Below are 22518 nucleotides of genomic sequence, written 5' to 3'. Positions count from 1 at the left end.
TGGCATGGCAGGAACGATTGTTCATCTAGCGGTTGCAACACAGTTGGATCAATTATTTGCCAATGAACCGGAGCGGTACTTGGGAAAGATGGCAGATAAATATTGTTCGAACGATTTTTTTGCGGGAAATATATGTCCCGATGGAATTATGGCACGTGAAGGGTACTGTCGAGAGATGAAACTGCATACGCACATGAGAGACGGAATACCGGATGGAACCTTTCAGCAACCGGAACATTTACAGTTATTTCGAAGGCGTTTGTCGGATTTTTTTGCAAAACATAATAACAAAGAAGAACGCTTCAGTTTGTATTTAGGTTATCTGACACATATGCTTACCGATGAGAAATTTATATTAGAAATTCATCCATATGTATTGCAGCGGATCGCCGTGACCGGTTATGATCGAGATAATCCGCAAACCTACGTGAAATTTGGACGTGATGTAGATCAGATCGATTTTCGTCTTGTGAAAGAGTTTCCGGGGATCGATAAGGCATATCAAGCGTTGTGTCAAGTAACACCATATGAAATAGCAGATTATATTACCGAACAGGAATTAACTGCAAGTCGGGAATGGATCAAAAATTATTTTTTCGAAACAGAACATACCATAGAGGATCCGATATTTTTGCCGTATCAGGAGATGTATCAATTTATACCGGAGGCTGTGGCGCAGATCTGTGACAGACTGCCAGAGTATATCACGTCTGGTGTATAAATGTTAGGTCTTAGAAATCGCGTAGAAGATTTACTGATGAGTTTTTTGTTTCATCAAAAAAGAGGGTGCCACACGTTTGTGCGACACCCTCTCTACTTATTTCAAAAGGATAATTCAATTAAGTATTATACACAACCCTGAGCCTTCATTGCCTCTGCAACCTTAAGGAAACCAGCAATGTTAGCACCAGCCATGTAGTTGCCTTCCATACCATATTCTTTGGAAGCCTCATCACAAGACTTGAAGATTTCTTTCATGATCTCATGAAGTTTGTTATCAACCTCTTCGAATGTCCAAGACAATCTCTGAGAGTTCTGTGTCATCTCAAGACCGGATGTAGCAACACCACCTGCGTTAGCAGCCTTAGCCGGACCATAGAGCATGTTGTTTGCGAAGTAAACATCAATTGCTTCTGGAGTAGAAGGCATGTTAGCACCCTCTGCAACTGCATAGCAGCCGTTAGCAGCTAATGCCTTAGCACTTTCTGCATCAATCTCGTTCTGAGTAGCACATGGAAGAGCAATATCACATTTGATTGTCCAGATACCACTGCATCCCTCAGTATAAGTAACATTCTTATGAGATGTTCTGGCAGCGTACTCTTTGATACGTCCACGCTCAACCTCTTTGATCTGTTTTACGAGATCAAGCTCGATTCCATCCGGATCATGAATGTATCCTGAAGAATCAGAAAGAGCAACAACTTTAGCACCAAGCTCTGTAGCTTTCTGAGTAGCATAAATAGCTACGTTACCAGAACCGGAGATTACAACGGTCTGATCCTTGAAGCTCTTACCATTTGCTTTTAACATTTCATTTGTGAAGTAGCAAAGACCATAACCGGTAGCTTCTGTACGAGCAAGAGAACCACCGAAAGTTAATCCCTTACCTGTCAATACACCAGACCACTCATTACGGATTCTCTTGTACTGACCAAACATATAACCAACTTCACGAGCGCCGGTTCCGATATCACCAGCAGGAACATCACAGTCAGGACCGATATGTTTGCAAAGCTCTGTCATGAAACTCTGGCAGAAACGCATAACTTCTCCATCGCTCTTGCCCTTAGGATCGAAGTCAGAACCACCTTTGCCACCACCCATAGGAAGTGTTGTTAAGCTGTTTTTGAAAATCTGCTCAAATCCGAGGAATTTGATGATACCGCTGTATACGGATGGATGAAGACGAAGTCCGCCCTTATATGGTCCGATAGCAGAGTTAAACTGAATACGGAAACCACGGTTTACCTGTGTCTTGCCATTATCATCAACCCAAGGCACACGGAAAATAATCTGTCTCTCAGGCTCAACGATACGCTCGAAAACACCAGCCTCAACGAGGTCAGGTCTTCTTTCAACAACTGGTTCCAAAGAGGTAAATACCTCCATAACTGCCTGAATGAACTCTGGTTCACCGGCGTTTCTCTTTTTTACTGTTTCCAGTAAGTCAATTAAATACTGATTCTTTAACGCCATTGCTAAAAAACCTCCTTATGTTTAGTGTTTGGTATACAAGGATACCAGCCTGACGTGTTTATCACGCTACTACCTTCTTAGTATGGCACAAAAACCGTAGAAATTCAATAAAAAAATGAAAAAATAATTGAAAAATAAATATAGTATACAATTATACAAAATTTTTAAAGGTGAGGTGGTGTTATTCTATGATGATGGATATGGTAGTTTTGATATTTGGATATCATGTTGGTATCAATGCTAACACTAAGAATAGGAATGGCTATTTTAGGGCGAGGAAAACCTTGGTGACATATCTTTGACATGTTAATATAATATTCTCATAAAGAAGGTTGCAAAGGAAATGAAGATTTTCGTAAAAATTTGACTTGCTTAGCACTTAAAGGTCATTTAAAAGAAAAAGAATATTACAAAAACACAGTAGAAAAAGTACAAAAATGATATATACTGTACAAAATGATGAAAAATATGTCGGAAATTAGAAAAAACATTTACGAAACAGACACACTTTGGACACATATGCTCGTTATAATAGGTTTCAGAAAGTGAAAACTTTCTACTCCCACCCTATTATACGCTGGGTAGTGCGAGCTACCCGACAAGAAGAGCCTTCCCGGGCTCTTCTTGTTTTTTAAATAAAATTTCGTTATAATTATATATGTGACGACATGATAATTTTTGATGTGCGAAGCTTGAGTAAATAAGAAAATTTAGAATTTACAGGAAAGGATAGTAATAGAATTTTATGTGGAAATATATTTTATTTGATTTAGATGGAACAATTACGAACTCCGGAGAGGGAATCATGAATTGTATCCGATATGCGTTAGAACAGATGGGGCACGAGATACCGGCAGAACAGACTCTGCGCAAATTTGTCGGACCTCCGTTGGTGGTTGGATTCCGTGAGTATACCGATTTAACGGAAGAAGAGGCGAAGACTGCTACGGCAAAGTACCGGGAGCGTTATCAGTCGGAAGGTCTGTTTGAGGCATATGTGTATGAAGGGTTTGAAGCTGTTTTAAAATATTTGAAAAAAACGCAGGTAAAAATAGCGGTAGCAACTTCAAAACCGGAAGAATATACAGAACGTATTTTGGAACACTTTCATCTTAAAGAATATTTTGATGTGATTGCTGGAGATACGTTGAAAGGGGATCGTGGTTCCAAACAGGCTGTTGTAGAAGAAGCATTGCGTAGATTAAATGTAACTGAGCAGGATAAGGGTACAGTATTAATGGTTGGTGATCGTAAATACGATGTCATTGGAGCAAAATCCTGTGGTATCCGTTCTTTAGGTGTTTATTATGGTTATGCGGAAACCGGAGAATTAGAAGAGGCTGGTGCAGATTATGTAGTACGCACTACGGCAGATATGCTTGAATGGTTTGAACAACAAATTCCGGAAACACCGTGTCAGGCAATGTCAGATGTCGATAATACACAGCAGCCTGCATCAAGTCAAATATCTTCTTATAATAAGAAGATTGGCAAAAAGTGGACGGCAATTGCCGGTGGAATGCTTATTCTTGGGATTGCTTTGGGAGTCGGTGGCACATTACTGGTACAAAAGCAGCCTTGGAGCAAGATAACGCAGGAGAATACCGGGGCTGACTATGATGCAAACAAATGCGTGCGTCTTGGTGATTATAAAGGAATTAAAGTATCTTTAGCGGTTACTGATGACGATGTACAGCAGGAGATCGACGGTCTGATACAGGATAATGTCACGTATGAACAGAAAAAGGGCACCGTACAGGAAGATGACAAAATATACGCTAAATTTAATGGCTATATTGATGGCAAAAAGGTAGATGATACTTGCGGAGAAGAGGTTATAGAGCTTGGATCTGACCAATTTGTAAAAGGGTTTGAAAGTGCTTTTGTAGGAGCCAAGACCGGCAAGCAGATCACTTTTAAGATCAATATTCCAAAGGGAACTTATGGAGATGATACCATTGACGGTAAGGAAGTTACCTTTAAGGCTACGGTAAAATATATCTGTGGAGATGAAATCGTACCGACCTGGAATGATAAATTTGTGCAGTCGATTTCGGATTTTAAGACAGCAAAAGAGTATGAAGCCGATATTCGCACGGAGCTAGCAAAAGAAAATGAGAATAATAAGCAGGATTTTGCATGGACAGAAGTTCTTGAAAATGCAAAAGTAAAAAAATATCCGGAAGAATTATTAGAAGATGCCAAGCAGGAAGTGCTGCAGGGGTATTATGATATGGCGGATATGTACGGTATGAGCCATGACGAAATTTTTCAGTCCTGGGGCAGCGAAAATGAAGAAGACTTTGTCAAAAATGAGTTGGACGAACAGGCGAAGCAGGCTGTCAAAGAAAAATTGGTCGTTGAAGCAATTGCAAAAGCAGAGGGGATCAATTATTCGGACAAGGAATATAAAGACCTGGTGGCAGAGGAATATCAGTATAACACTGAAAAATATGATTCTGAAGCAGAATATGAGAAGAAGAATCGAGAAAGCTTAAAGGATAATGCGTTGAGTAGTGCTGTACAGAAATGGATCACAAAGCATGCAACGTTTTCAAAATAACAGAAATGGGGAATGGTATGAAGAATACGTTATATTGTTTGGACGGATATCAATTCCTGACAAAACGTGAATTTGAACGGGCACACAAGGAGAAAGAAACAATTTCCTATCTCAAGGAAACAATCCGTTCCGGGAAACCAAAGGAACTGCTAAAGGTGTACAATCGATCTGTTGAAAAGCATGCGTTTTGTACAGTTATCGGACTGCAGTTTTTACAGGAACTTCGTACTGAGATCCTGCAGTCAGGTATCGTAGGAGAAGACACACTTGCACCTATTCCGGTTGCAGTGTCAGAACAGGCCGCCTCCGATAAACAACGTAAAGGATCGGGCGCAACGGATTCTGGTGTGACAGGCAAGACAGAAATAGAGCGACAGCTCAAACGATATAAGAAAGCATATGAAGATGCAGTGACTGGTAAAACGATCAAAAACATGGTCATAACCGTTTTGTTGATCATTATTTTGGGAATGTTGTTAGTGACATTTAAGACCAGATATTCTGTGTTTACGTATTTTACAAATTATAAAGAAGAAATGCGGGAAGAATTAGTAGATGAATATGAGCAGTGGCAGGATCAATTGGAACAGAAAGAAAAACAGTTGGATGAGCGGGAAAACGCACTAAAAAATAAGTGATCTTATCACAGATTATTCATAATTATTTTATATACTTATTTTAGAAGTCAATGAGCATATTCATTGACTTCTTATTAAATAGAATAATGAGAAAGGGTTGGTGAAAGCTATGGAACAATTGAAAATCTTAGTGGTGGACGATGAGCAGCGTATGCGTAAACTTGTCAAAGATTTCTTAAATAAACAGGGATTTGTCGTGCTGGAAGCAGAGGATGGTGAACAGGCGGTTGACGTATTTTTTGCGAACAAAGACATTGCGCTGATCATCCTTGATGTGATGATGCCGAAGATGGATGGTTGGGAAGTTTGTCGGGAAATCCGTCAGTATTCACAGGTGCCGATCATTATGTTGACAGCCAAGAGTGATGAGAAAGATGAGTTACTCGGATTTGATCTTGGTGTTGATGAATATATTTCGAAACCGTTTAGCCCGAAGATATTAGTGGCACGTGTAGAGGCAATCTTGCGGAGAACTAATGCACTTGAAGATGATGTGATGGAAGCGGGAGGGATCAGTCTGAATCGGGCTGCACATGAGGTGCGGATCAATGGAGAACTGGTAGAACTCAGCTATAAAGAATTTGAACTGTTGACCTATTTTATGGACAATCAAGGCGTTGCATTATCGAGGGAACGTATATTGAACAATGTGTGGAATTATGATTATTTTGGGGATGCACGAACGATCGATACGCATGTAAAAAAATTGCGCAGTAAATTAGGTGACAAGGGCGAATATATCAAAACAATCTGGGGAATGGGGTATAAATTTGAAGTATGAGAAAGCGTGAAAATTGTAACGTGCGTGGCATGTCGATCCGCACAAAATTAATGATAACGATGCTTTTGATCTTGGGTTTTACATTATGCGCCTTTTGGATGTTAAATTATGCATTGCTTCCGGGATATTACCAGCACAAAAAGGTTTCCATGCTGGTGGATTCGTACAATTCGGTCAACACGATAACGCAGAAGGATCAGCCGCAGCTTAGTAAGAATGGCCAATTGTCCGACAAAAGTGTACGTGAGATTGATATTATGTCTGCAAACCATTCCTATAGCATTTATCTGTTTGAGCTGACTAATTTTTTGGGTAATATTATGTATTCGTTTGATTATCCATCTTCGGATACCATTTCTGAACGGCAGAGCAAGACAGTCGAAGAGAAGACGAGGGAATATGTGCTCGGGCTGGAAAGGGGTGGCAGTGTTGGCGAACGTGGTGATTCCAAAAAAAAGATTACGGAATCCGAAAATTATTCAGTTTATAAGATAATGGATGATCGAATAGGTTCGGAGTATATTGAATTGTTTGGTCAGTTAAAGTCTGGACAGTTTGTCTATATGCGGACGAATTATCAAAGCATGACTGAGAGTGTGGCGATCTTTAATCATTTTCTTGGGTATGTGGCGGTTGGAGCGGTTGTTGTCAGTATGCTGCTGATGATCGTGGTCAGCAATAGTTTTGCAAAACCAATTTTAAAGATTGCAGATATTGCTAATCAGATGGCAAATCTTGATTTTGATGTACGTTATCCGGTACACACAAAAGACGAGATCGGCTTATTAGGGCACAGTATTAATGCTCTTTCGGATAAGTTAGAAAATACCATTTTGGAATTAAAATCAGCGAACAATGAATTACAAAAAGATATTCAAAATAAAATACAGATTGATGAGATGCGTAAGGAGTTTTTGTCGAATGTATCGCATGAATTAAAAACCCCAATCGCATTGATACAAGGATATGCGGAGGGGTTGCAGGACAATATCAACGATGATCAGGAGAGCCGGGAGTTTTATTGCGAAGTCATTATTGATGAAGCAAATAAAATGAATAAAATGGTTAAAAAACTTTTGACACTGAATCAGATCGAGTTCGGCAGTGATCAAGTGCATTTTGAACGTTTTGATATTGTACAGGTACTTCGTTCTTCGGTTAATTCCGCAACTTTGCTGGCAGAACAAAAGGATGCAGAGATTTTATTTTATGAAACGGAACCGGTTTATGTGTGGGCAGATGAGTATATGATCGAAGAGGTTATTACAAACTATATCAGCAATGCAGTTAATCATGTGGATGGTGAAAGGGTTATACGAGTAACTATGGAGCAAAGAGGCGATGTTGAGCGCATTTCTGTATTCAATACCGGTAAGACGATACCGGAGGAAGAACTTGATAAGATATGGGTCAAGTTTTATAAGGTGGATAAGGCGCGTACCAGAGCCTATGGAGGCAACGGAATTGGACTGTCGATTGTCAAAGCGATCATGGATTCTATGAATCAGAAATGTGGGGTGATCAATCATGACAATGGTGTAGAATTTTGGTTTGAACTCGATTGTAAGACGATTGACTGATATAGCGGTAATATGGTAGTATAAAGATATTGAATGTATGGGCAAAATCATATGAAATGCCCGCAATAAAAAGAGGTAGTGCAGGATGAAAAAGAGAATTATAGCAACTGTACTCACTGCCGCGTGTGCATTGACCGGATGCAGCACGAGTGTTCCTGATTTATCAAAGCTGGATGCCGGCAAAGCATCGGAATATATGGCAGGAGAGTTGTTAAAACATGACAGTAAATATGCATATGGTTTGGATTATGACCGTAGTATTTTAAATCCGACGCCAACACCAACGCCGATCGTTACTCCTGCGCCGGCACCGACAGAAACTGCAGCAGTGCAGAGTGCTGAACCGGGGCAGGCTGCGGCCGGAAAGGACGGAGAGGCAGAAGCTACAACAGTTCCTTTAACGAAATTGTATGGAATTCCTGGGGTTTCTGTAGACTTTGTGTCAGCAAAATTGAAATCTTCGCTCGGTGCAGATTACGCGTATTGTAAAGTCGGAAAGGGTAAGAAACTGCTTGTCTTATATTTTCGGATCAAAAATACTGGGAATACGAATGCAAAGGTTGACTTACATAAAAATAAACCGGATTTTTACCTGCGGTCAGAGGGAAAACAGGTGGGACTTCTACAGCATACAGTTGCGAATGGCGAATTGCAATATTTTCAGCAGAAGATCAAGGCTGGAGATAACAGACAGGGAGTTTTGGTGTTTGAGGTGGATCAGGAAATTAACTTGTCAGATGTATCACTGGTAGCTGTACGGGATGACAAACAGGCAGAAATAGCTATCAAATAGGAGGCGCGAGTATGGATACAGGTATTTTATTGGAAAGTGGAACAAATGAATTAGAGATTTTGGAATTTACCGTTGGTGGCAACAGCTATGGAATTAATGTTGCGAAAGTGCGGGAAATTTTGCCATATCAGGTGCCAACACCGGTGCCAAATGCAGATCCCAGAGTAGAGGGGATATTTATGCCGAGAGATGAGATCCTTTCTATTATTGATCTGGCAGTGGTTATGAATCTGCCTAAGAAAGCAGATACGGCGGGAGATATGTATATCGTAACGGGCTTTAATGGGTTGCATACTGCATTTCATGTACACGGAGTTGCAGGAATTCATCGCATTTCCTGGAAAGAAATTTTGAAACCGGATTCTACGGTGAATAGTGGTGATAACAGCATGGCGACAGGCATCGTTAAGATTGATGGTAAGCTGATCATTATACTGGATTTTGAGGAGATTGTTGCCGGAATTAATCCGGAAACCGGATTGAAGGCCTCTTCTGTCGATCATTTGACGGGAAGAAAACGAAACGATACACCGATCTTGATCGCAGAAGATTCTATTTTGCTTAGCAAGATGATCGTCAACTGCTTGTCTGAGGCCGGATATGTAAACGTAACGGCAACGAACAATGGTCAGGAATGTTGGGATCGGTTATGCGACTATTATAAGTCGGGAAATTTGGACGAGAAAGTATCCTGTGTGATCACAGATATTGAGATGCCGCAGATGGATGGACACCATTTGACAAAATTGATCAAAGAGTCTGATCAGTTTTGCCATATTCCAGTTGTCATCTTTTCCTCGTTGATCAACGAAGAGATGCGTCGTAAAGGGGAGTCGCTCGGAGCTGATGCCCAGTTGTCAAAACCGGAGATTGGACAGTTGGTTGCTGCATTAGATAACTTGATCGGAGTAACGGACCATCAATAAGGAAGAAAAGAGGTTGCGGTAATGTCAGGAGAAGACAAAGAATTAGAAGATCTGAATGCGGCTGATTTCGCGGATATGGGTTCCTTGGCGGATTTTGTGGACATAGAAGATTTGGAAAATCTGGAAGGGATAGAGGAGTTTAAGTCAGACGAGCAGTCTGAGGATGCACCGATGCCGGCAGAGGAGGAGGTTTCCGAAGAGATTCCAATGTCGGTAGAGAAGGAAGTTCCTGAAGAGATTCCAATGCCGGTAGAGGAGAAAGTTTCTGAAGAGATTCCAATGCCGGTAGAGGAGGAAGTTTCTGAAGAGATTCCAATGCCGGTAGAGGAGGAAGTTTCTGAAGAGATTCCAATGCCGGTAGAGGAGGAAGTTTCTGAAGAGGTTCCAATGCTGATCGAGGAGGAAGCTTCTGAAGAGATCCCAATACCGGTAGAGGAGGTTTCCGAAGAGATTCCAATGTCGGTTGCGGAAACTCCTGAAGAGATTCCAGCACCGATCGACGACGGAGGTACTGAAGAGATCTTACAGCCGGCTGGTGATAGTGCGACGATTAATACCAGTGAATTATTAGATAATATCAATTTGTATTCTGACGATGTAAGTGGCGGAGATTCAGCAGAGACGGCAGCGTTAATGAATGACGGAAAATCAGAATCTTCGACCGATGATCAGGCATTAAATATGATGTTAGATGGATTGTTGGATGATCTGGATATGACCGGATCGTTGCAGCAGGAGACGGCATCAAAGGATGAACTGGTAGAAGATCAGGATGCTGAGGCTGCAGATATTTTTGATATGCTTGGTGCTGATTCGGAATCACAGGATGTGTCTATTGATGATCTGCTAGATATTGCGGCACCGGAGGAATATCCGGAAGAGGAGCCAACAGATCAGAAAGGATTGTTTCAGCGTGTCTTTGGTAATGTAATCAACGATGAGATTGCCGAGGAAGAACGAAAAGCACAGGAAGAGGAAGAACAAAAAGCTGCGGAAAAAGCGGAGTTGGCGGAACAGAAAAAGGCAGAAAAAGAGCAGGCAAAGGAAGCAAAAAAAGCAGAAAAAGAAGCGAAGAAAGCAGCAAAAGCTGAAGAAAAAGCTGCAAAAAAAGCGGAAAAAGAAGCCAAAAAGGCTGAGCGAAAAGCACAGCAGGAAGAAGAGGCAGAAGCTGAAAAATATGAAGTTACCGGCAAGCTCAATAAAGTTGGTGTTGCGATCATTGCTATCTTGACCGTTACTTTTCTGGTAGTGGAGATTGCTGGCACAAACATACATGGTTACTCCAGTTCAAAGAAGCAGGCCATGAAATACTTTGAGATGGGTAAGTACGAGCAGGCATACCAAGAGGTGTTAGGAACGAAGGTGAAAGAGAAAGATCCGGATACCTATAATAAGATTCGAACAGTGATGCAGGTACAGAGAGCATTGGATTCTTATCAAAATTATGATGCTATGAATTATTATCCAGATGCCTTAAATGCGCTGATCCGTGGTTTGCAGAGATATGATGCGAATTTAGAGACTGCCAAACAGCTTGAGATCGAGGACGAGGTAGATGGCTGCAAAGAACAGATCGTATCTCTGTTACAATCTGAGTATGGCGTCAGTGAGTCGCAGGCAAGGGAACTGCTAAGCTTAGACAAGGCAGAGTATACCAGTAAAGTTGTTGAGATAGCCATGAAAAAGAATACGGGGAATGAATGATCTTCGTGTGATAGAAAACATAAGAAATGAAAAACAGCGTTTTCAAAAAATTTGAAAACGCTGTTTTTTATTTTATAGGGAACTTTTTATTATAGCATGCGGGAATACGATCATTCCGTTTCTGTTGTAGCAGCACCCTCATAAACGGCTTCATTGGTTAATTCAATGCCAAGCTTTTTGAAAGTGTTGATATCGATTGATGACAAGATCGCGGAAACATGAAGCTGACATCCGGACAATTTTGGGAGCTGTTCTAATGCCAGTTTGGCTTTCGGATCCGATACAGCGCACATTGAAAGCGCAATAAGTACTTCATCGGTATGCAGGCGTGGATTCTTGCTGCCAAGATAACCGGTCTTAAGGTGCTGGATCGGTTCAATAAAGGAAGGGGATATCAGATGTTCATTATCATCAATCTTTCCTAATACTTTGATCGCATTTAACAGTACAGCAGACGCCGGACCGAGCAGATCAGAAGTAGAACCGGTTACGATGGTTCCATCCGGCAGTTCCATTGCAGCAGCAGCCGATCCTTTTTGCTTAGCCCGCTCGTTAGCAATCGGAACAACAGCACGATCGTTTACGGATATTTTAGCCTGCTTCATGATGAGTTCCTGTTTGTATATTTCGTCACCCGATGCCTCATCTTTGATATAGCGGTTGAGCGACTGGTAATAGCGGCGAATGATCTCCTGCTTTGACGCCTCCTTACAGACTTCGTCATCAATAATACAGTTGCCTGCCATATTGACGCCCATATCTGTTGGAGACTTGTATGGACAGTATCCATAGATGCGTTCAAACATGGCGGCGAGCACCGGATAAATTTCAATATCGCGGTTATAATTTACCGTAGTTTCACCATATGCTTCCAAATGAAATGGGTCGATCATATTAACATCATTCAGATCAGCAGTTGCGGCCTCATAGGCTAAATTGACCGGATGCTTCAAAGGAATATTCCAAATTGGGAATGTCTCAAACTTTGCATAACCGGCCTTGATACCGTTTTTGTTTTCGTGGTATAGCTGAGAAAGGCAGGTTGCCATCTTGCCGCTTCCCGGTCCCGGTGCAGTAACAATGACAAGCGGTCTGGTTGTTTTAATATAATCGTTTTTGCCATAGCCGTCATCACTTACGATCTTGTCGATATTGTTTGGATAGCCATCGATAGTATAGTGGTGATAAACCTGGATACCGATGGATTCTAATTTTTTTTGAAACAGATTTGCGGATGGCTGTCCGGCGTAACGGGTGATAACTACGCTGCTGACATAAAGTCCTTTCTTTTTGTATACATCGATCAGACGTAATACATCCTGATCGTAGGTAATTCCGAGATCATGTCTGATCTTGTTACGCTCAATATCTGATGCATTGATCGAAATGATCATTTCAGCCTGATCGGCAAGTTGTAAAAGCATTTGTAATTTACTGTCCGGTGCAAAGCCCGGAAGTACGCGTGATGCATGATAATCGTCAAATAATTTGCCGCCAAACTCTAAGTACAGCTTATCGCCAAATTGAGAAATGCGCTCTCTAATATGTGCAGACTGCATGGATAAGTATTTATCATTATCAAAGCCAATTTGTTTCATTGAAAATCTCCTTTTTCTTGTAATAACACGAACGTTCCCATCAACATTCGGTAAAAAATAACCCCACAATAAGGATACCATAAACGGATATAAAATGACAGGGGGAAAGGAAAGATTGTGTTTTATTTTTAATAACAGATATGTTATGCTTGGCCTAGGAGATAAGAGAAGGGGAATACGTAAAATAAGGCATTCAAAGTATTTTACATATGGTAGTTTTAAACCTATGGTGTAAGAATGATAGGTAAAGGACTATCAGATGATTACGGGCTTAGTTGGTGTATGGATCTTGCCAGAGAACGAGACGATGCGTACGAGAAGTATTCGTGTTTCTTCGATTAATCCAAAGTACAGGTCGCAAAATGGTGCGTTATACAATAAGAAAATGACGACACTTATCTGTTATCCGATGAGTAAGAAGGGCAGTACCTTTGTTGTACCGGATACAGTTCGCAAGACGGCACCATTATCCTTCCGAGGTAATTATTATTTAGAAAAGGTTGTTTTACCGAAAAATTTACGAAAACTAGGCAGAGGAAGTATTCTGAAAAGTGCTATTTCGGAGTGGAGATGTGATGGTGGTGTGAAAAAGTATGAGAAGAGTGCTTTTAATTATATTGATGCGGCCGATGGGTATGCGATCGATATGAATACACTCACGAAATTGTATCAAGAGCTGCTTGTACCGATGGGGACGGAAGTTACGTTCAAAAGTGAGATGCAAAAGTGGATTGGCATGTTTTGGCAAAAAGGACAGACTGTCACGAAGAGCAGAGAGGATGTGAAGCCGAAAGGGATTACTGATGCATGTACGGAGTATGATATTGTGTATCATACCGGTGAATTTATGACCAACAAGTACAGCATGGTATGGAAGAAAATGAAATTATATGTGGATGAGTCAGATACGATTCGTGGACGTGTAATAGAGCTCATGGTGGATAATGTCGACTATTCGGTTACGATCGTGCGAAACAATACGAAAAAAGAATATCGCGAAGACATATCTCTGAAAGCGGCAGATTCTTCCGTGACATATACTTTCAAATTATCGTTGACAAAGGATGAGAAATATCCAACCTTAAAAATTGATGTGTTGGCGGGTAAAGACCGGCTGTTTTTAGCGGAGCTATCACAAAAAGCAGTAGCAAAGGATCAGAAACAATCGTTGCAAAAACTGCGAACGACAGGAGAAAAAACGATGGAAGCCGCACAAAAGGACAGAGACAAAATCAATGGTAAAGATGGAATGGAGAAGTATTTTTGGTTATATGGTAATAAGAAGAATACAGATGGCATGACATTGACGCATTATCTTTATGGTGTGGACATATCGGCGTTTTTGAACAAAATAAAAGAAAATTGTGGGGTTGATCTGACTCAATTAGCACAAAAATTTGATTATTATTAATTTTGGGTATTACATATTTAGAGATAATATGTTATAATTTCACAGCATTATATGGTTTTTATTGGAAACGCACAATCCTCCGGGATGATAACGAACAACACATGACAATAGTTATCATTTTAGGAGGATTTTTTTAATCAAAAAACACAATAAAAATCTGATTATCCGCTAAAACACAGTATCTATCAGCATTTTCAAGGAAACAAACACATCAATTTACTACTTATTTACTACTAACGAATGAGCCTTGATACGCAAGTTTTCCTAGATATGCAAAGATATGGTACAACACATCAGTATTGAAACAAGAAAAAATTGAATAACTTATAGACTATGGAACGCCTAACATGACGTTCCTTTTCTATTTCCAGCCGTTCTTATTGGACGGCTATTTTATTACCCAAAATGAAAGGAGCATTAGATTTATGAAAAAGATGTTAAAACGATTGTGTACTGGCTTCTTAGCTCTTGCAACTGTCGTTACTACTTTACCGACGACACCCGTTCATGCAGAAAGCAAGCAATACTGGACGGAGTCAAAAGAGCGTGTCGGTATCGTTGAAAAAGTAATGAATGACGGTTCGATTGGTTCTACTTTTAACGAGGGACATTTGACCGTCGAGGGCGAGGACGCTTACTGTATCGACATTAACACAGATTTTAGGAATGGCTACAAGACCAGAATTGACGCAAGCACCCGTATGAGTGCCGACCAGATAAGCGACGTTGCCTTATCTATCGAATATGTGAAACAGTACACAGACAGCCACAGCGGAATAAGCAACAATCACGCCTACCTTTTAAGACAGCTTGTTGTCTGGCAGAGATTGAGCGTACATCTTGGCTGGCAATGCGACAACGTGAGAGCTTCTTATGATGAAATTCCAAAGGCAACGCAGGACGAAGTTTTCTCTGGTGCAAGAGCCTTTGTCAAAGAAAATAAAGGACGTTATGAATGTGGCGGTTATATCTACTCTGGCGAGGGGCAGGAATTGGGGCAATTCTGGGCGAAGTTAAATATCGGAAATGCGAAACTTAAAAAGGCTACCAGTAATACCAGCATTACAGACGGTAACGGGAATTACTCTATCGCTGGTGCAACATACGGTGTCTTTTCTGATAAGAACTGCACGAAACAGCTTGCCACTCTTACGACTGATGAAAACGGAAATACAGATGTTGTAGAGGTAAAAGCAGGCACAGTCTATATCAAGGAATTATCCGCACCAGCAGGATATAAAGTAGATAAAACTATATATTCCTTAAAGGTTGAAGCTGGAAAAACAGCGACTTTGAAAGTATCTGATACACCAAAAGTAACGGACACGTTGATTGAGCTTTTCAAGATTGATATGGAAACACAGAAAGACAATCCGCAGGGGAACGCTTCTCTAGCAGGTGCGGAATTTACATGGAAGTATTATGCAGGCTTCTATAATAAAGACAATCTCCCTGCCGAAGCTACTCGTACATGGGTTACAAAGACAATCGCTGAAACAGACAGCGACGGGTCAACCCACTACATCACAAAATTTGCGGACGCATACAAAGTATCTGGCGATAGCTTCTATATGCAGGACGGTAAAGCGGTTCTTCCACTTGGAACGCTAACCGTTGAAGAAACAAAAGCTCCAAACGGATACTTGTTAGACGGTGCATATATGCAGGCTGGCGATAAGTCCGAACAGATAAAAGACTTATACCTTACACAGATTACCGAGGACGGCGACCTTGCCGTATTATCTGGAAGTAACCAGTTTTCCGTATCAGATAAGGTTATCCGTGGCGGTGTGAAAATTCAGAAACGAGATTTAGAAACGGGCGATACCAAACCACAAGGAAGTGCAACTTTAAAAGATACTGCCTTTGACATCATTTCCTTAAATGATAATGCAGTATTGGTTGAGGGCAAGCTCTATAAGAAAAATGAAGTGGTAAAGACAATTCGTACCGATATTGAGGGTATCGCTTCTACTTCTGCTGACCTTTTACCTTATGGAAACTTCCGTATCGTTGAGAGCGAAGCACCAGACGGATATTTGACAGACGGTGCAAAACCGATTGATTTTACAATCACAGAAAATGGAAAAATCGTGGACTTAACCGACGAAGCCCATTCTATCTATAATCAGATTAAGCGTGGAGATATTGAGGGTGTAAAAATCGGTGCAGGCACACACAAGCGTCTTGCTGATGTTCCTTTTAGGATCACAAGCAAGACAACGGGCGAAAATCATATAGTTGTAACTGATGATAACGGGCAGTTTTCCACTTCTTCTGAATGGGCTTCGCATAAGCACAATACCAACGCAGGCAAGACCAGCGAGGACGGTGTGTGGTTTGGAACTTCTGAACCAGACGACAGCAAGGGTGCATTACCTTATGATACCTACATCATTGAAGAAATGCGTTGCGACAGTAACAAAGGCTTTGAACTTATCCCACCTTTTGAAATCGTGGTATCAAGAAATAACCTTGTGATTGATTTAGGAACGTTGACTGATGAATACGAAAAAGAAATCTCTATCCATACCACAGCGACCAGCAAGGACGGCGAAAAAACTATCCTTGCAGGAAAAGAGGTAACAATCGTTGATACTGTCAAATTAAACGGGCTTACAAAAGGCACAAAGTATCAGTTGAAAGGTTGGCAGATGTTAAAGGAAGAAAACGCCGAGCTTATCATTGACGGGAAACGTGTAGAAAACGATTATACCTTTGTCGCTGATGATGAAGAAATGAAAGTGGAAATTTCCTATATATTCAATGCGTCTGCTTTAGGTGGCAAGAACCTTGTTACCTTTGAAGAATTGTATGATTTCAGCAATCCAGACGAACCCGTGAAAGTTGCGGAGCATAAAGACATTGAGGACGACGGGCAGACCGTACTTATCACAGAGCGTATCATCAAAATTCATACGACTGCTACCGATAAGGACGGCAACAAAGAGCTTGAAGCTGGAAAAGAGGTAACAATCATTGATACCGTAACCTTAGAGGGCTTAGAAGTCGGTACACAGTACAAACTGGTGGGCTGGCAGATGTTGAAAAAAGAAAATGCCGAGCTTCTTATCAATGGGAAACGTGTGGAAAGTGATTACACTTTTACTGCTGACAGCGAAACTATGAAAGTGGAAGTTGCCTTTACCCTTGACGCTACTTCCCTTGACGGCAAACAGCTTGTAACTTTTGAAGAATTGTACGATTTAAGCAATCCAGACGATCCGAAGAAAGTTACCGAGCATAAGGATATTGAGGATAAGGGACAGACGATTACCTTTAAGGAAAAGCCAAAAGAACCAGAGAAACCCGAAACACCACCGACACCAGAAAAGCCAAACAGACCGAGCGACAGTCCCAAAACGGGCGATAACACAAACCTTTACGGACTGCTTGCACTTCTTTTGACCTCTGGTGCTGGACTGGCAGGTATCTTCTTCTACAAACGCCGTAAAATGAAAAAATCATAAGGCGGTAACGGTATGAGAAAAGAAAAATCACGCTCTCCGCCGAAGTTGTCAAACGGCAGACTTCCGCTTATTCTGGCTTGTCTGCCAACAACCTGCAAGAACACGGATAGTCAAGGGTGCGTAAGCATTGATTTTACCCTTTACTATCTGTGGGATTGCTGGTACTTCCCAAACCGCCAGAATAAGAAATCACAATCAATTTATCAAAAATAGAAAGAAACGAGGTAAAACAATATGGAAATGAAATATGTCGTGCCAGATATGGTACAGTCTTTTGGAACTCTTGAATTTGCAGGCGAAAGTGAGCCAGTCTTTGAAAGAGATAAAAATAACCGCAGGGTCTTAGCAAGACGAAGCTATAACCTTTATTCTGACGTACAGAAAGGCGAAAATGTTGTGGTAGAAATTCCCGTGCAGGCTGGCGAAAAAAAGTTCAAGTATGAACAGAAAGTAAAACTTGTCAATCCGAAGTTATACGGCAGAGGTTATGCAATCGGGGATATGGGACATACCGATTATGTGTTAGTTGCTGATGATATTGTAGCAGTTGAAGAAAAGTAAAGGAGTGAAGAATTTATGAGATTATCAAACGGGTTTGTTATTGACAAAGAGAAAACATTTGGAGAATTAAAATTTACAGCGGTGCGTGATGTGTTCTTACAGAATGAGGACGGGACACCGAGTACCCAGCTTAAAAAGCGTATCTATGATTTGAAGTGCAGTTTGCATGGTGGAATTATCCCCGTGTCTGTACCGCCAGAAGTACCGTTAAGAGAATTTCCGTACAATGCAGTTGTGGAGCTTGTCAATCCAGTAGCCGATACGGTATCAAGAAAGACCTATACGGGTGCAGATGTGGACTGGTATGTAAAGGCAGAGGATATTGTATTGAAGAATAAAGGCAATCAAAACGTAGGCAGTCCACAGAACCATACACCGCAGGGACAGCCGAAAAAATAGGCTTGCTGAATAGATTTTCGTTGTAGCGGATATATAAAACTGTTATAATATGGGTATGAAAAATTTAATTATAAGGAGTGCTGTTTATGATAAGAGCTATTATATTTGCTGTATTCGTTGTCCCTATTATATCTCTCGTATTAGATAAGACACAAAAAGCAACTAAAAAAGAAAAATTCACAAATACTGTTTTTGTATCACACGCCTATCAAACAGTATGTCATATTTGTTCATTGATAATGGTAGGAATTGCAATAGCTTTAGGATTGTTCATGGGATTTGATAATACGGTGGGACACTCTGTTGTTTTTGCTATTTTTGTTCTATTGATTGAATTTTGTGCGTGGGCATTAAAAAGACATAAGGTAGTAATTGACGGAAATAATTTGCGTATTACTCCTGCTGTTGGAAGAACAAGAGAAATTTCATTTAATGATATTTCCCGTTGCACAGAAAAAGAGCAAATAGGATTGAAAATATTTGTAGGAAACAAAAAAAATTGTACAGTTTCTTGCGACTGTGTTGGATATAAAGAATTTCTTGAAATGTTAAAAGAGAAAAATTTACTCTAATACGTTTCGCCCAAATAAACAGTTATATTATTTTAGCAGTTAGTCTTAGGATTGACTGCTTTTTTCATACCCAGAAAGGAGTGATTGATTTATGCAAAAGATTTTTAACAAAGGACACCGTATCAGAGCCAGCGACAAGCACCTTGTCTACCACTTTTCCATAGGAACGCTTCTGTTTGTATTCGTGGCGGTTCTCCTGCTACTGAATATCAAACAGCTCATGCGTACTGATTGGGAACATTTCAGCTTGTTAGAGAACGGCTTGACGCTTTCCCCTTACAACTTCATAACTATACTGATAGCGACTGGTGTTTGTGCATTGGTCGTTTTTCTGTATTACCACTTCTGTTACGATAGTTTCAAGAAGCTCCTGCACCGTCAAAAGCTGGCAAGAATGGTACTGGAAAATAAGTGGTATGAAGCCGATACCGTACAAGACAGCGGTTTTTTTACTGACCTGCAAAGCAGATCAAGGGAAAAAATCGTCTGGTTTCCAAAGATTTATTATCAAATGGAAAAGGGACTGCTTCATATCCGCTGTGAAATTACGCTGGGAAAATATCAAGACCAGCTTTTACGGTTAGAGGATAAATTGGAAAGTGGCTTATATTGTGAGCTGACCGACAAGACCCTGCATGACGGCTATATTGAATATACCCTGCTTTATGATATGATAGCGAACCGCATTACCATTGATGAAGTACGGGCAGAAAACGGCTGTCTGAAACTGATGAAAAATCTTGTCTGGGAATATGACGCACTCCCTCACGCTCTGATTGCTGGTGGAACGGGTGGCGGTAAAACTTATTTTCTGCTGACGCTTATTGAAGCCTTACTGCATACCAACGCTGTCCTTTACATCTTAGACCCGAAGAACGCTGACCTTGCAGACTTAGGGACAGTTATGGGAAATGTGTATCACACCAAAGAAGAAATGATTGATTGTGTCAATGCCTTTTATGAGGGAATGGTACAGCGAAGTGAGGAAATGAAGCAACACCCGAACTATAAGACGGGCGAAAACTACGCCTATCTGGGACTGCCACCCTGCTTTCTTATCTTTGATGAATATGTGGCATTTTTTGAAATGCTGGGGACAAAGGAAAGCGTGGGCTTGCTTAGCCAGTTAAAGAAAATCGTTATGTTAGGACGACAAGCAGGTTATTTCCTTATCGTTGCCTGCCAGCGTCCAGACGCAAAGTATTTCTCTGACGGTATCAGAGATAACTTCAATTTCCGTGTGGGACTTGGGCGTATCAGCGAATTAGGTTACGGTATGCTGTTCGGTTCAGATGTGAAAAAGCAGTTTTTCCAGAAGCGTATCAAGGGGCGTGGCTATTGTGATATGGGAACAAGCGTGATAAGCGAATTTTACACGCCTTTAGTCCCCAAAGGACATGATTTTTTACAAACAATCGGCAGGCTTGCACAAGAAAGACAAGTCATGCCAGAACAACAAGGAAAGGAAGATGTGATTGAATAAGGACACATTAAATGTTTATCACGCACCCACAGAGAAAAACTACCTCTGTTTGTGCTTGAATACAGATATTTTTACAACGGATTGCAGGAAATATATGTTAGATTGTTTTTTAGATTATTCTGTCAATCCAAATCTGCGATTTCATTCAAGGATAGATAAAATCATTGATGATGTTATTCGTGAAAAAATCAACATTCCTCATAAGTTTAGAATGAGGTTGGAAAGTAGACATTGCGTTGAAAGCAGGATAATCTATTTTCGATTTCGAGTTTTAGATAAGGCTTGTCTGCAATGTAATGTATTTCTTAAAGGGCTGTCTGAAGAAATGAAAGAAGCACTTTCAGATGAAAGAATAGATTTTGCGGTTATCTATGAGGGCATACAAGGTTCACAGCAGGACACAGACACGGACGACAAGGACGGGTTTTGCGGTTCTCAACCGCAAGTTCCGTTCTTGGCGGACGGGGCTTGTCCCGTCCGCTGATAAAACCCCTCGGTATCTAACAGAGGGGTACGTTTGCAAATAGACAATAGACAAAAAACATAGGAAACATAAGGCTTCTGGCATGGTTTCCTAGCAAAAATCGGCTGTGAAGTCGCCTAAAAAAACTTCACACTTTACAGATTGGGGGTATGGTTCTGAATGAAGAACAATGGATAAAAGAATTACGGGAGAAACGGATTGCTTACGGTATCTCACAAGGCAGGCTGGCGGTGGCTTCTGGTATCACAAGAGAATATCTCAATAAGATAGAAAGCGGAAAAATGAAGCCGTCAAAGGAGCTTTTGGAAACTCTGCATAAAGAACTGGCAAGGTTCAATCCAGAAGCACCGCTTACCATGCTGTTTGATTATGTGAAAATTCGTTTTCCCACGCTGGATATACAGCATATCATCAAAGACATATTAAAACTGAATATCAACTATATGCTCCATGAAGATTATGGACATTACAGTTATACGGAGCATTACTCTTTAGGGGACATCTTTATCTATACGTCGGCTGACGAAGAAAAAGGTGTCCTTTTAGAGTTAAAGGGGCGTGGTTGCAGGCAGTTTGAAAGTTACCTGCTGGCACAGCAAAGAAGCTGGTATGACTTTCTCATGGACGCACTCGTAGACGGTGGCGTGATGAAGCGTATCGACCTTGCTATCAACGACCATACGGGCATTTTGGATATTCCAGAGCTTGCGGAAAAATGCAGAAAACGGGAATATATCGGAAAGTCCAGAAGTTATAAGTTTTACCAGTCGGGCGAGCTTATCAAGCATAGAGAGGACGACAGAGAATATATGGGACGCACCCTTTATCTTGGTTCGCTGAAATCAGATGTGTATTTTTGTATCTATGAAAAGGACTATGAGCAGTACGTCAAGTTAGGGACACCGCTTGAAGAAGCCGACATTATCAACCGTTTTGAGATACGGCTTAGAAATGAACGTGCCTATTATGCAGTACGAGATTTGCTGACCTATTATGACGCAGAGCAGACCGCCTTTTCTATCATCAACCAGTATGTACGGTTTGTTGATGAAGAACCCGACAAGCGAAAAAATGAATGGAAACTCAATGACCGCTGGGCTTGGTTTATTGGCGATAACAGACAGAGCTTGAAGCTGACGACAAAGCCAGAGCCTTACACCTTAGACCGCACATTGCGTTGGGTACAAAGGCAGGTAGCACCAACCTTGAAAATGCTGAAAAAGATTGATAAAGGAAACGGTACAGACTACATGGAAACAATCGAACAGCAGGCAAAGCTCACAGAAAAGCATAAAATGATAATCAAACAGCAGACGACCCCTGCAAAAGATTTGGTGGAAAGTTAGGAGTGATAAA

18 protein-coding genes are annotated in these 22518 nt (G+C 41.0%); 16 read left to right on the top strand and 2 right to left on the bottom strand.

Going from position 1 to position 22518, the window contains the following annotated elements; translation table 11 throughout:
- Positions 1-4 precede the first annotated feature (4 nt).
- The gene (locus DXB73_RS00565; protein WP_118689790.1) at positions 5-721 is read left to right on the top strand and encodes a zinc dependent phospholipase C family protein; all 717 of its coding nucleotides are present in this window, start codon (positions 5-7) and stop codon (positions 719-721) included.
- 125 nt (positions 722-846) lie between these two features.
- Here the strand turns inward: DXB73_RS00565 and gdhA are convergent, their stop codons facing one another.
- Positions 847-2199, bottom strand: coding sequence for an NADP-specific glutamate dehydrogenase (gene gdhA / locus DXB73_RS00560; RefSeq protein ID WP_118689789.1), 1353 nt, complete (start codon positions 2197-2199; stop codon positions 847-849).
- A 745-nt stretch (positions 2200-2944) separates the two neighbouring features.
- Here gdhA and DXB73_RS00555 point away from each other — a divergent pair.
- From DXB73_RS00555 to DXB73_RS00525, 7 genes are all read left to right on the top strand, one after another.
- A complete protein-coding gene (locus DXB73_RS00555) occupies positions 2945-4762 on the top strand; it encodes an HAD hydrolase-like protein (RefSeq protein WP_118689788.1) in 1818 nt (605 codons plus the stop codon).
- Positions 4763-4779: 17 nt separating this feature from the next.
- The gene (locus tag DXB73_RS00550) at positions 4780-5400 is read left to right on the top strand and encodes a hypothetical protein (RefSeq protein WP_147352613.1); all 621 of its coding nucleotides are present in this window, start codon (positions 4780-4782) and stop codon (positions 5398-5400) included.
- 109 nt (positions 5401-5509) lie between these two features.
- On the top strand, positions 5510-6181 hold the full coding sequence (locus DXB73_RS00545; protein ID WP_022024593.1) for a response regulator transcription factor: 672 nt from the start codon (positions 5510-5512) through the stop codon (positions 6179-6181).
- A complete protein-coding gene (locus tag DXB73_RS00540) occupies positions 6178-7761 on the top strand; it encodes a HAMP domain-containing sensor histidine kinase (RefSeq protein WP_118689786.1) in 1584 nt (527 codons plus the stop codon). Before DXB73_RS00545 ends, DXB73_RS00540 begins: the two co-directional genes overlap by 4 nt.
- 85 nt (positions 7762-7846) lie before the next feature.
- Complete coding sequence (locus DXB73_RS00535; RefSeq protein ID WP_118689785.1) at positions 7847-8554, top strand: hypothetical protein; 708 nt, start codon at positions 7847-7849, stop codon at positions 8552-8554.
- An 11-nt stretch (positions 8555-8565) separates the two neighbouring features.
- A complete protein-coding gene (locus tag DXB73_RS00530) occupies positions 8566-9480 on the top strand; it encodes a chemotaxis protein (protein WP_022024596.1) in 915 nt (304 codons plus the stop codon).
- Between the two features lie 21 nt (positions 9481-9501).
- Positions 9502-11184 (top strand): hypothetical protein, encoded by a 1683-nt coding sequence (locus tag DXB73_RS00525; RefSeq protein ID WP_118689784.1) that lies wholly within the window; start codon positions 9502-9504, stop codon positions 11182-11184.
- A 110-nt stretch (positions 11185-11294) separates the two neighbouring features.
- On the opposite strand, the gene DXB73_RS00520 is transcribed toward DXB73_RS00525, so the two are convergent.
- On the bottom strand, positions 11295-12782 hold the full coding sequence (locus tag DXB73_RS00520) for a DUF1846 domain-containing protein (RefSeq protein ID WP_118689783.1): 1488 nt from the start codon (positions 12780-12782) through the stop codon (positions 11295-11297).
- Positions 12783-13041: 259 nt separating this feature from the next.
- On the opposite strand from DXB73_RS00520, the gene DXB73_RS00515 reads away from it, so the two are divergent.
- From DXB73_RS00515 to mobT, 8 genes are all read left to right on the top strand, one after another.
- Positions 13042-14193, top strand: a complete 1152-nt coding sequence (locus DXB73_RS00515) for a hypothetical protein (protein ID WP_118689782.1) — start codon at positions 13042-13044, stop codon at positions 14191-14193.
- Positions 14194-14618: 425 nt separating this feature from the next.
- The gene (locus tag DXB73_RS00510; RefSeq protein WP_009273766.1) at positions 14619-17663 is read left to right on the top strand and encodes an SrtB-anchored collagen-binding adhesin; all 3045 of its coding nucleotides are present in this window, start codon (positions 14619-14621) and stop codon (positions 17661-17663) included.
- Between the two features lie 234 nt (positions 17664-17897).
- The gene (locus DXB73_RS00500; RefSeq protein ID WP_004843348.1) at positions 17898-18224 is read left to right on the top strand and encodes a YdcP family protein; all 327 of its coding nucleotides are present in this window, start codon (positions 17898-17900) and stop codon (positions 18222-18224) included.
- Between the two features lie 15 nt (positions 18225-18239).
- Entirely contained in the window at positions 18240-18623 is a 384-nt protein-coding gene (locus DXB73_RS00495) for a YdcP family protein (RefSeq protein WP_004843349.1), read from the top strand.
- A gap of 86 nt (positions 18624-18709) precedes the next feature.
- Positions 18710-19195, top strand: coding sequence for a DUF6560 family protein (locus DXB73_RS00490; protein WP_118689781.1), 486 nt, complete (start codon positions 18710-18712; stop codon positions 19193-19195).
- 91 nt (positions 19196-19286) lie between these two features.
- The gene (locus DXB73_RS00485) at positions 19287-20678 is read left to right on the top strand and encodes an FtsK/SpoIIIE domain-containing protein (protein WP_004843351.1); all 1392 of its coding nucleotides are present in this window, start codon (positions 19287-19289) and stop codon (positions 20676-20678) included.
- Positions 20679-20772: 94 nt separating this feature from the next.
- Positions 20773-21162 carry a hypothetical protein gene (locus DXB73_RS00480; RefSeq protein ID WP_004843352.1) on the top strand — a complete coding sequence of 130 codons (390 nt, stop codon included), beginning with the start codon at positions 20773-20775 and terminating at the stop codon, positions 21160-21162.
- 149 nt (positions 21163-21311) lie between these two features.
- Positions 21312-22508 carry a MobT family relaxase gene (gene mobT, locus DXB73_RS00475; protein WP_025489600.1) on the top strand — a complete coding sequence of 399 codons (1197 nt, stop codon included), beginning with the start codon at positions 21312-21314 and terminating at the stop codon, positions 22506-22508.
- Positions 22509-22518 lie beyond the last annotated feature (10 nt).

Source organism: Clostridium sp. OM05-6BH (assembly GCF_003481635.1).
Lineage (GTDB): Bacteria > Bacillota > Clostridia > Lachnospirales > Lachnospiraceae > Butyribacter.
The sequence above is the reverse complement of the archived record's forward strand: the minus strand, read 5'-3'. Positions and strand labels throughout refer to the sequence as shown.

What these genes read in the sequence shown, in the direction of transcription:
- DXB73_RS00530 (WP_022024596.1), top strand. Translation starts at nt 8,566, where the DNA reads ATGGATACAGGTATTTTATTGGAAAGTGGAACAAATGAATTAGAGATT.
- DXB73_RS00555 (WP_118689788.1), top strand. Translation starts at nt 2,945, where the DNA reads ATGTGGAAATATATTTTATTTGATTTAGATGGAACAATTACGAACTCC.
- DXB73_RS00565 (WP_118689790.1), top strand. Translation starts at nt 5, where the DNA reads ATGGCAGGAACGATTGTTCATCTAGCGGTTGCAACACAGTTGGATCAA.
- gdhA (WP_118689789.1), bottom strand. Translation starts at nt 2,199, where the DNA reads ATGGCGTTAAAGAATCAGTATTTAATTGACTTACTGGAAACAGTAAAA.
- DXB73_RS00495 (WP_004843349.1), top strand. Translation starts at nt 18,240, where the DNA reads ATGAGATTATCAAACGGGTTTGTTATTGACAAAGAGAAAACATTTGGA.
- DXB73_RS00550 (WP_147352613.1), top strand. Translation starts at nt 4,780, where the DNA reads ATGAAGAATACGTTATATTGTTTGGACGGATATCAATTCCTGACAAAA.
- mobT (WP_025489600.1), top strand. Translation starts at nt 21,312, where the DNA reads ATGGTTCTGAATGAAGAACAATGGATAAAAGAATTACGGGAGAAACGG.
- DXB73_RS00520 (WP_118689783.1), bottom strand. Translation starts at nt 12,782, where the DNA reads ATGAAACAAATTGGCTTTGATAATGATAAATACTTATCCATGCAGTCT.
- DXB73_RS00515 (WP_118689782.1), top strand. Translation starts at nt 13,042, where the DNA reads ATGATTACGGGCTTAGTTGGTGTATGGATCTTGCCAGAGAACGAGACG.
- DXB73_RS00485 (WP_004843351.1), top strand. Translation starts at nt 19,287, where the DNA reads ATGCAAAAGATTTTTAACAAAGGACACCGTATCAGAGCCAGCGACAAG.
- DXB73_RS00490 (WP_118689781.1), top strand. Translation starts at nt 18,710, where the DNA reads ATGATAAGAGCTATTATATTTGCTGTATTCGTTGTCCCTATTATATCT.
- DXB73_RS00535 (WP_118689785.1), top strand. Translation starts at nt 7,847, where the DNA reads ATGAAAAAGAGAATTATAGCAACTGTACTCACTGCCGCGTGTGCATTG.
- DXB73_RS00540 (WP_118689786.1), top strand. Translation starts at nt 6,178, where the DNA reads ATGAGAAAGCGTGAAAATTGTAACGTGCGTGGCATGTCGATCCGCACA.
- DXB73_RS00500 (WP_004843348.1), top strand. Translation starts at nt 17,898, where the DNA reads ATGGAAATGAAATATGTCGTGCCAGATATGGTACAGTCTTTTGGAACT.
- DXB73_RS00480 (WP_004843352.1), top strand. Translation starts at nt 20,773, where the DNA reads ATGTTAGATTGTTTTTTAGATTATTCTGTCAATCCAAATCTGCGATTT.
- DXB73_RS00510 (WP_009273766.1), top strand. Translation starts at nt 14,619, where the DNA reads ATGAAAAAGATGTTAAAACGATTGTGTACTGGCTTCTTAGCTCTTGCA.
- DXB73_RS00525 (WP_118689784.1), top strand. Translation starts at nt 9,502, where the DNA reads ATGTCAGGAGAAGACAAAGAATTAGAAGATCTGAATGCGGCTGATTTC.
- DXB73_RS00545 (WP_022024593.1), top strand. Translation starts at nt 5,510, where the DNA reads ATGGAACAATTGAAAATCTTAGTGGTGGACGATGAGCAGCGTATGCGT.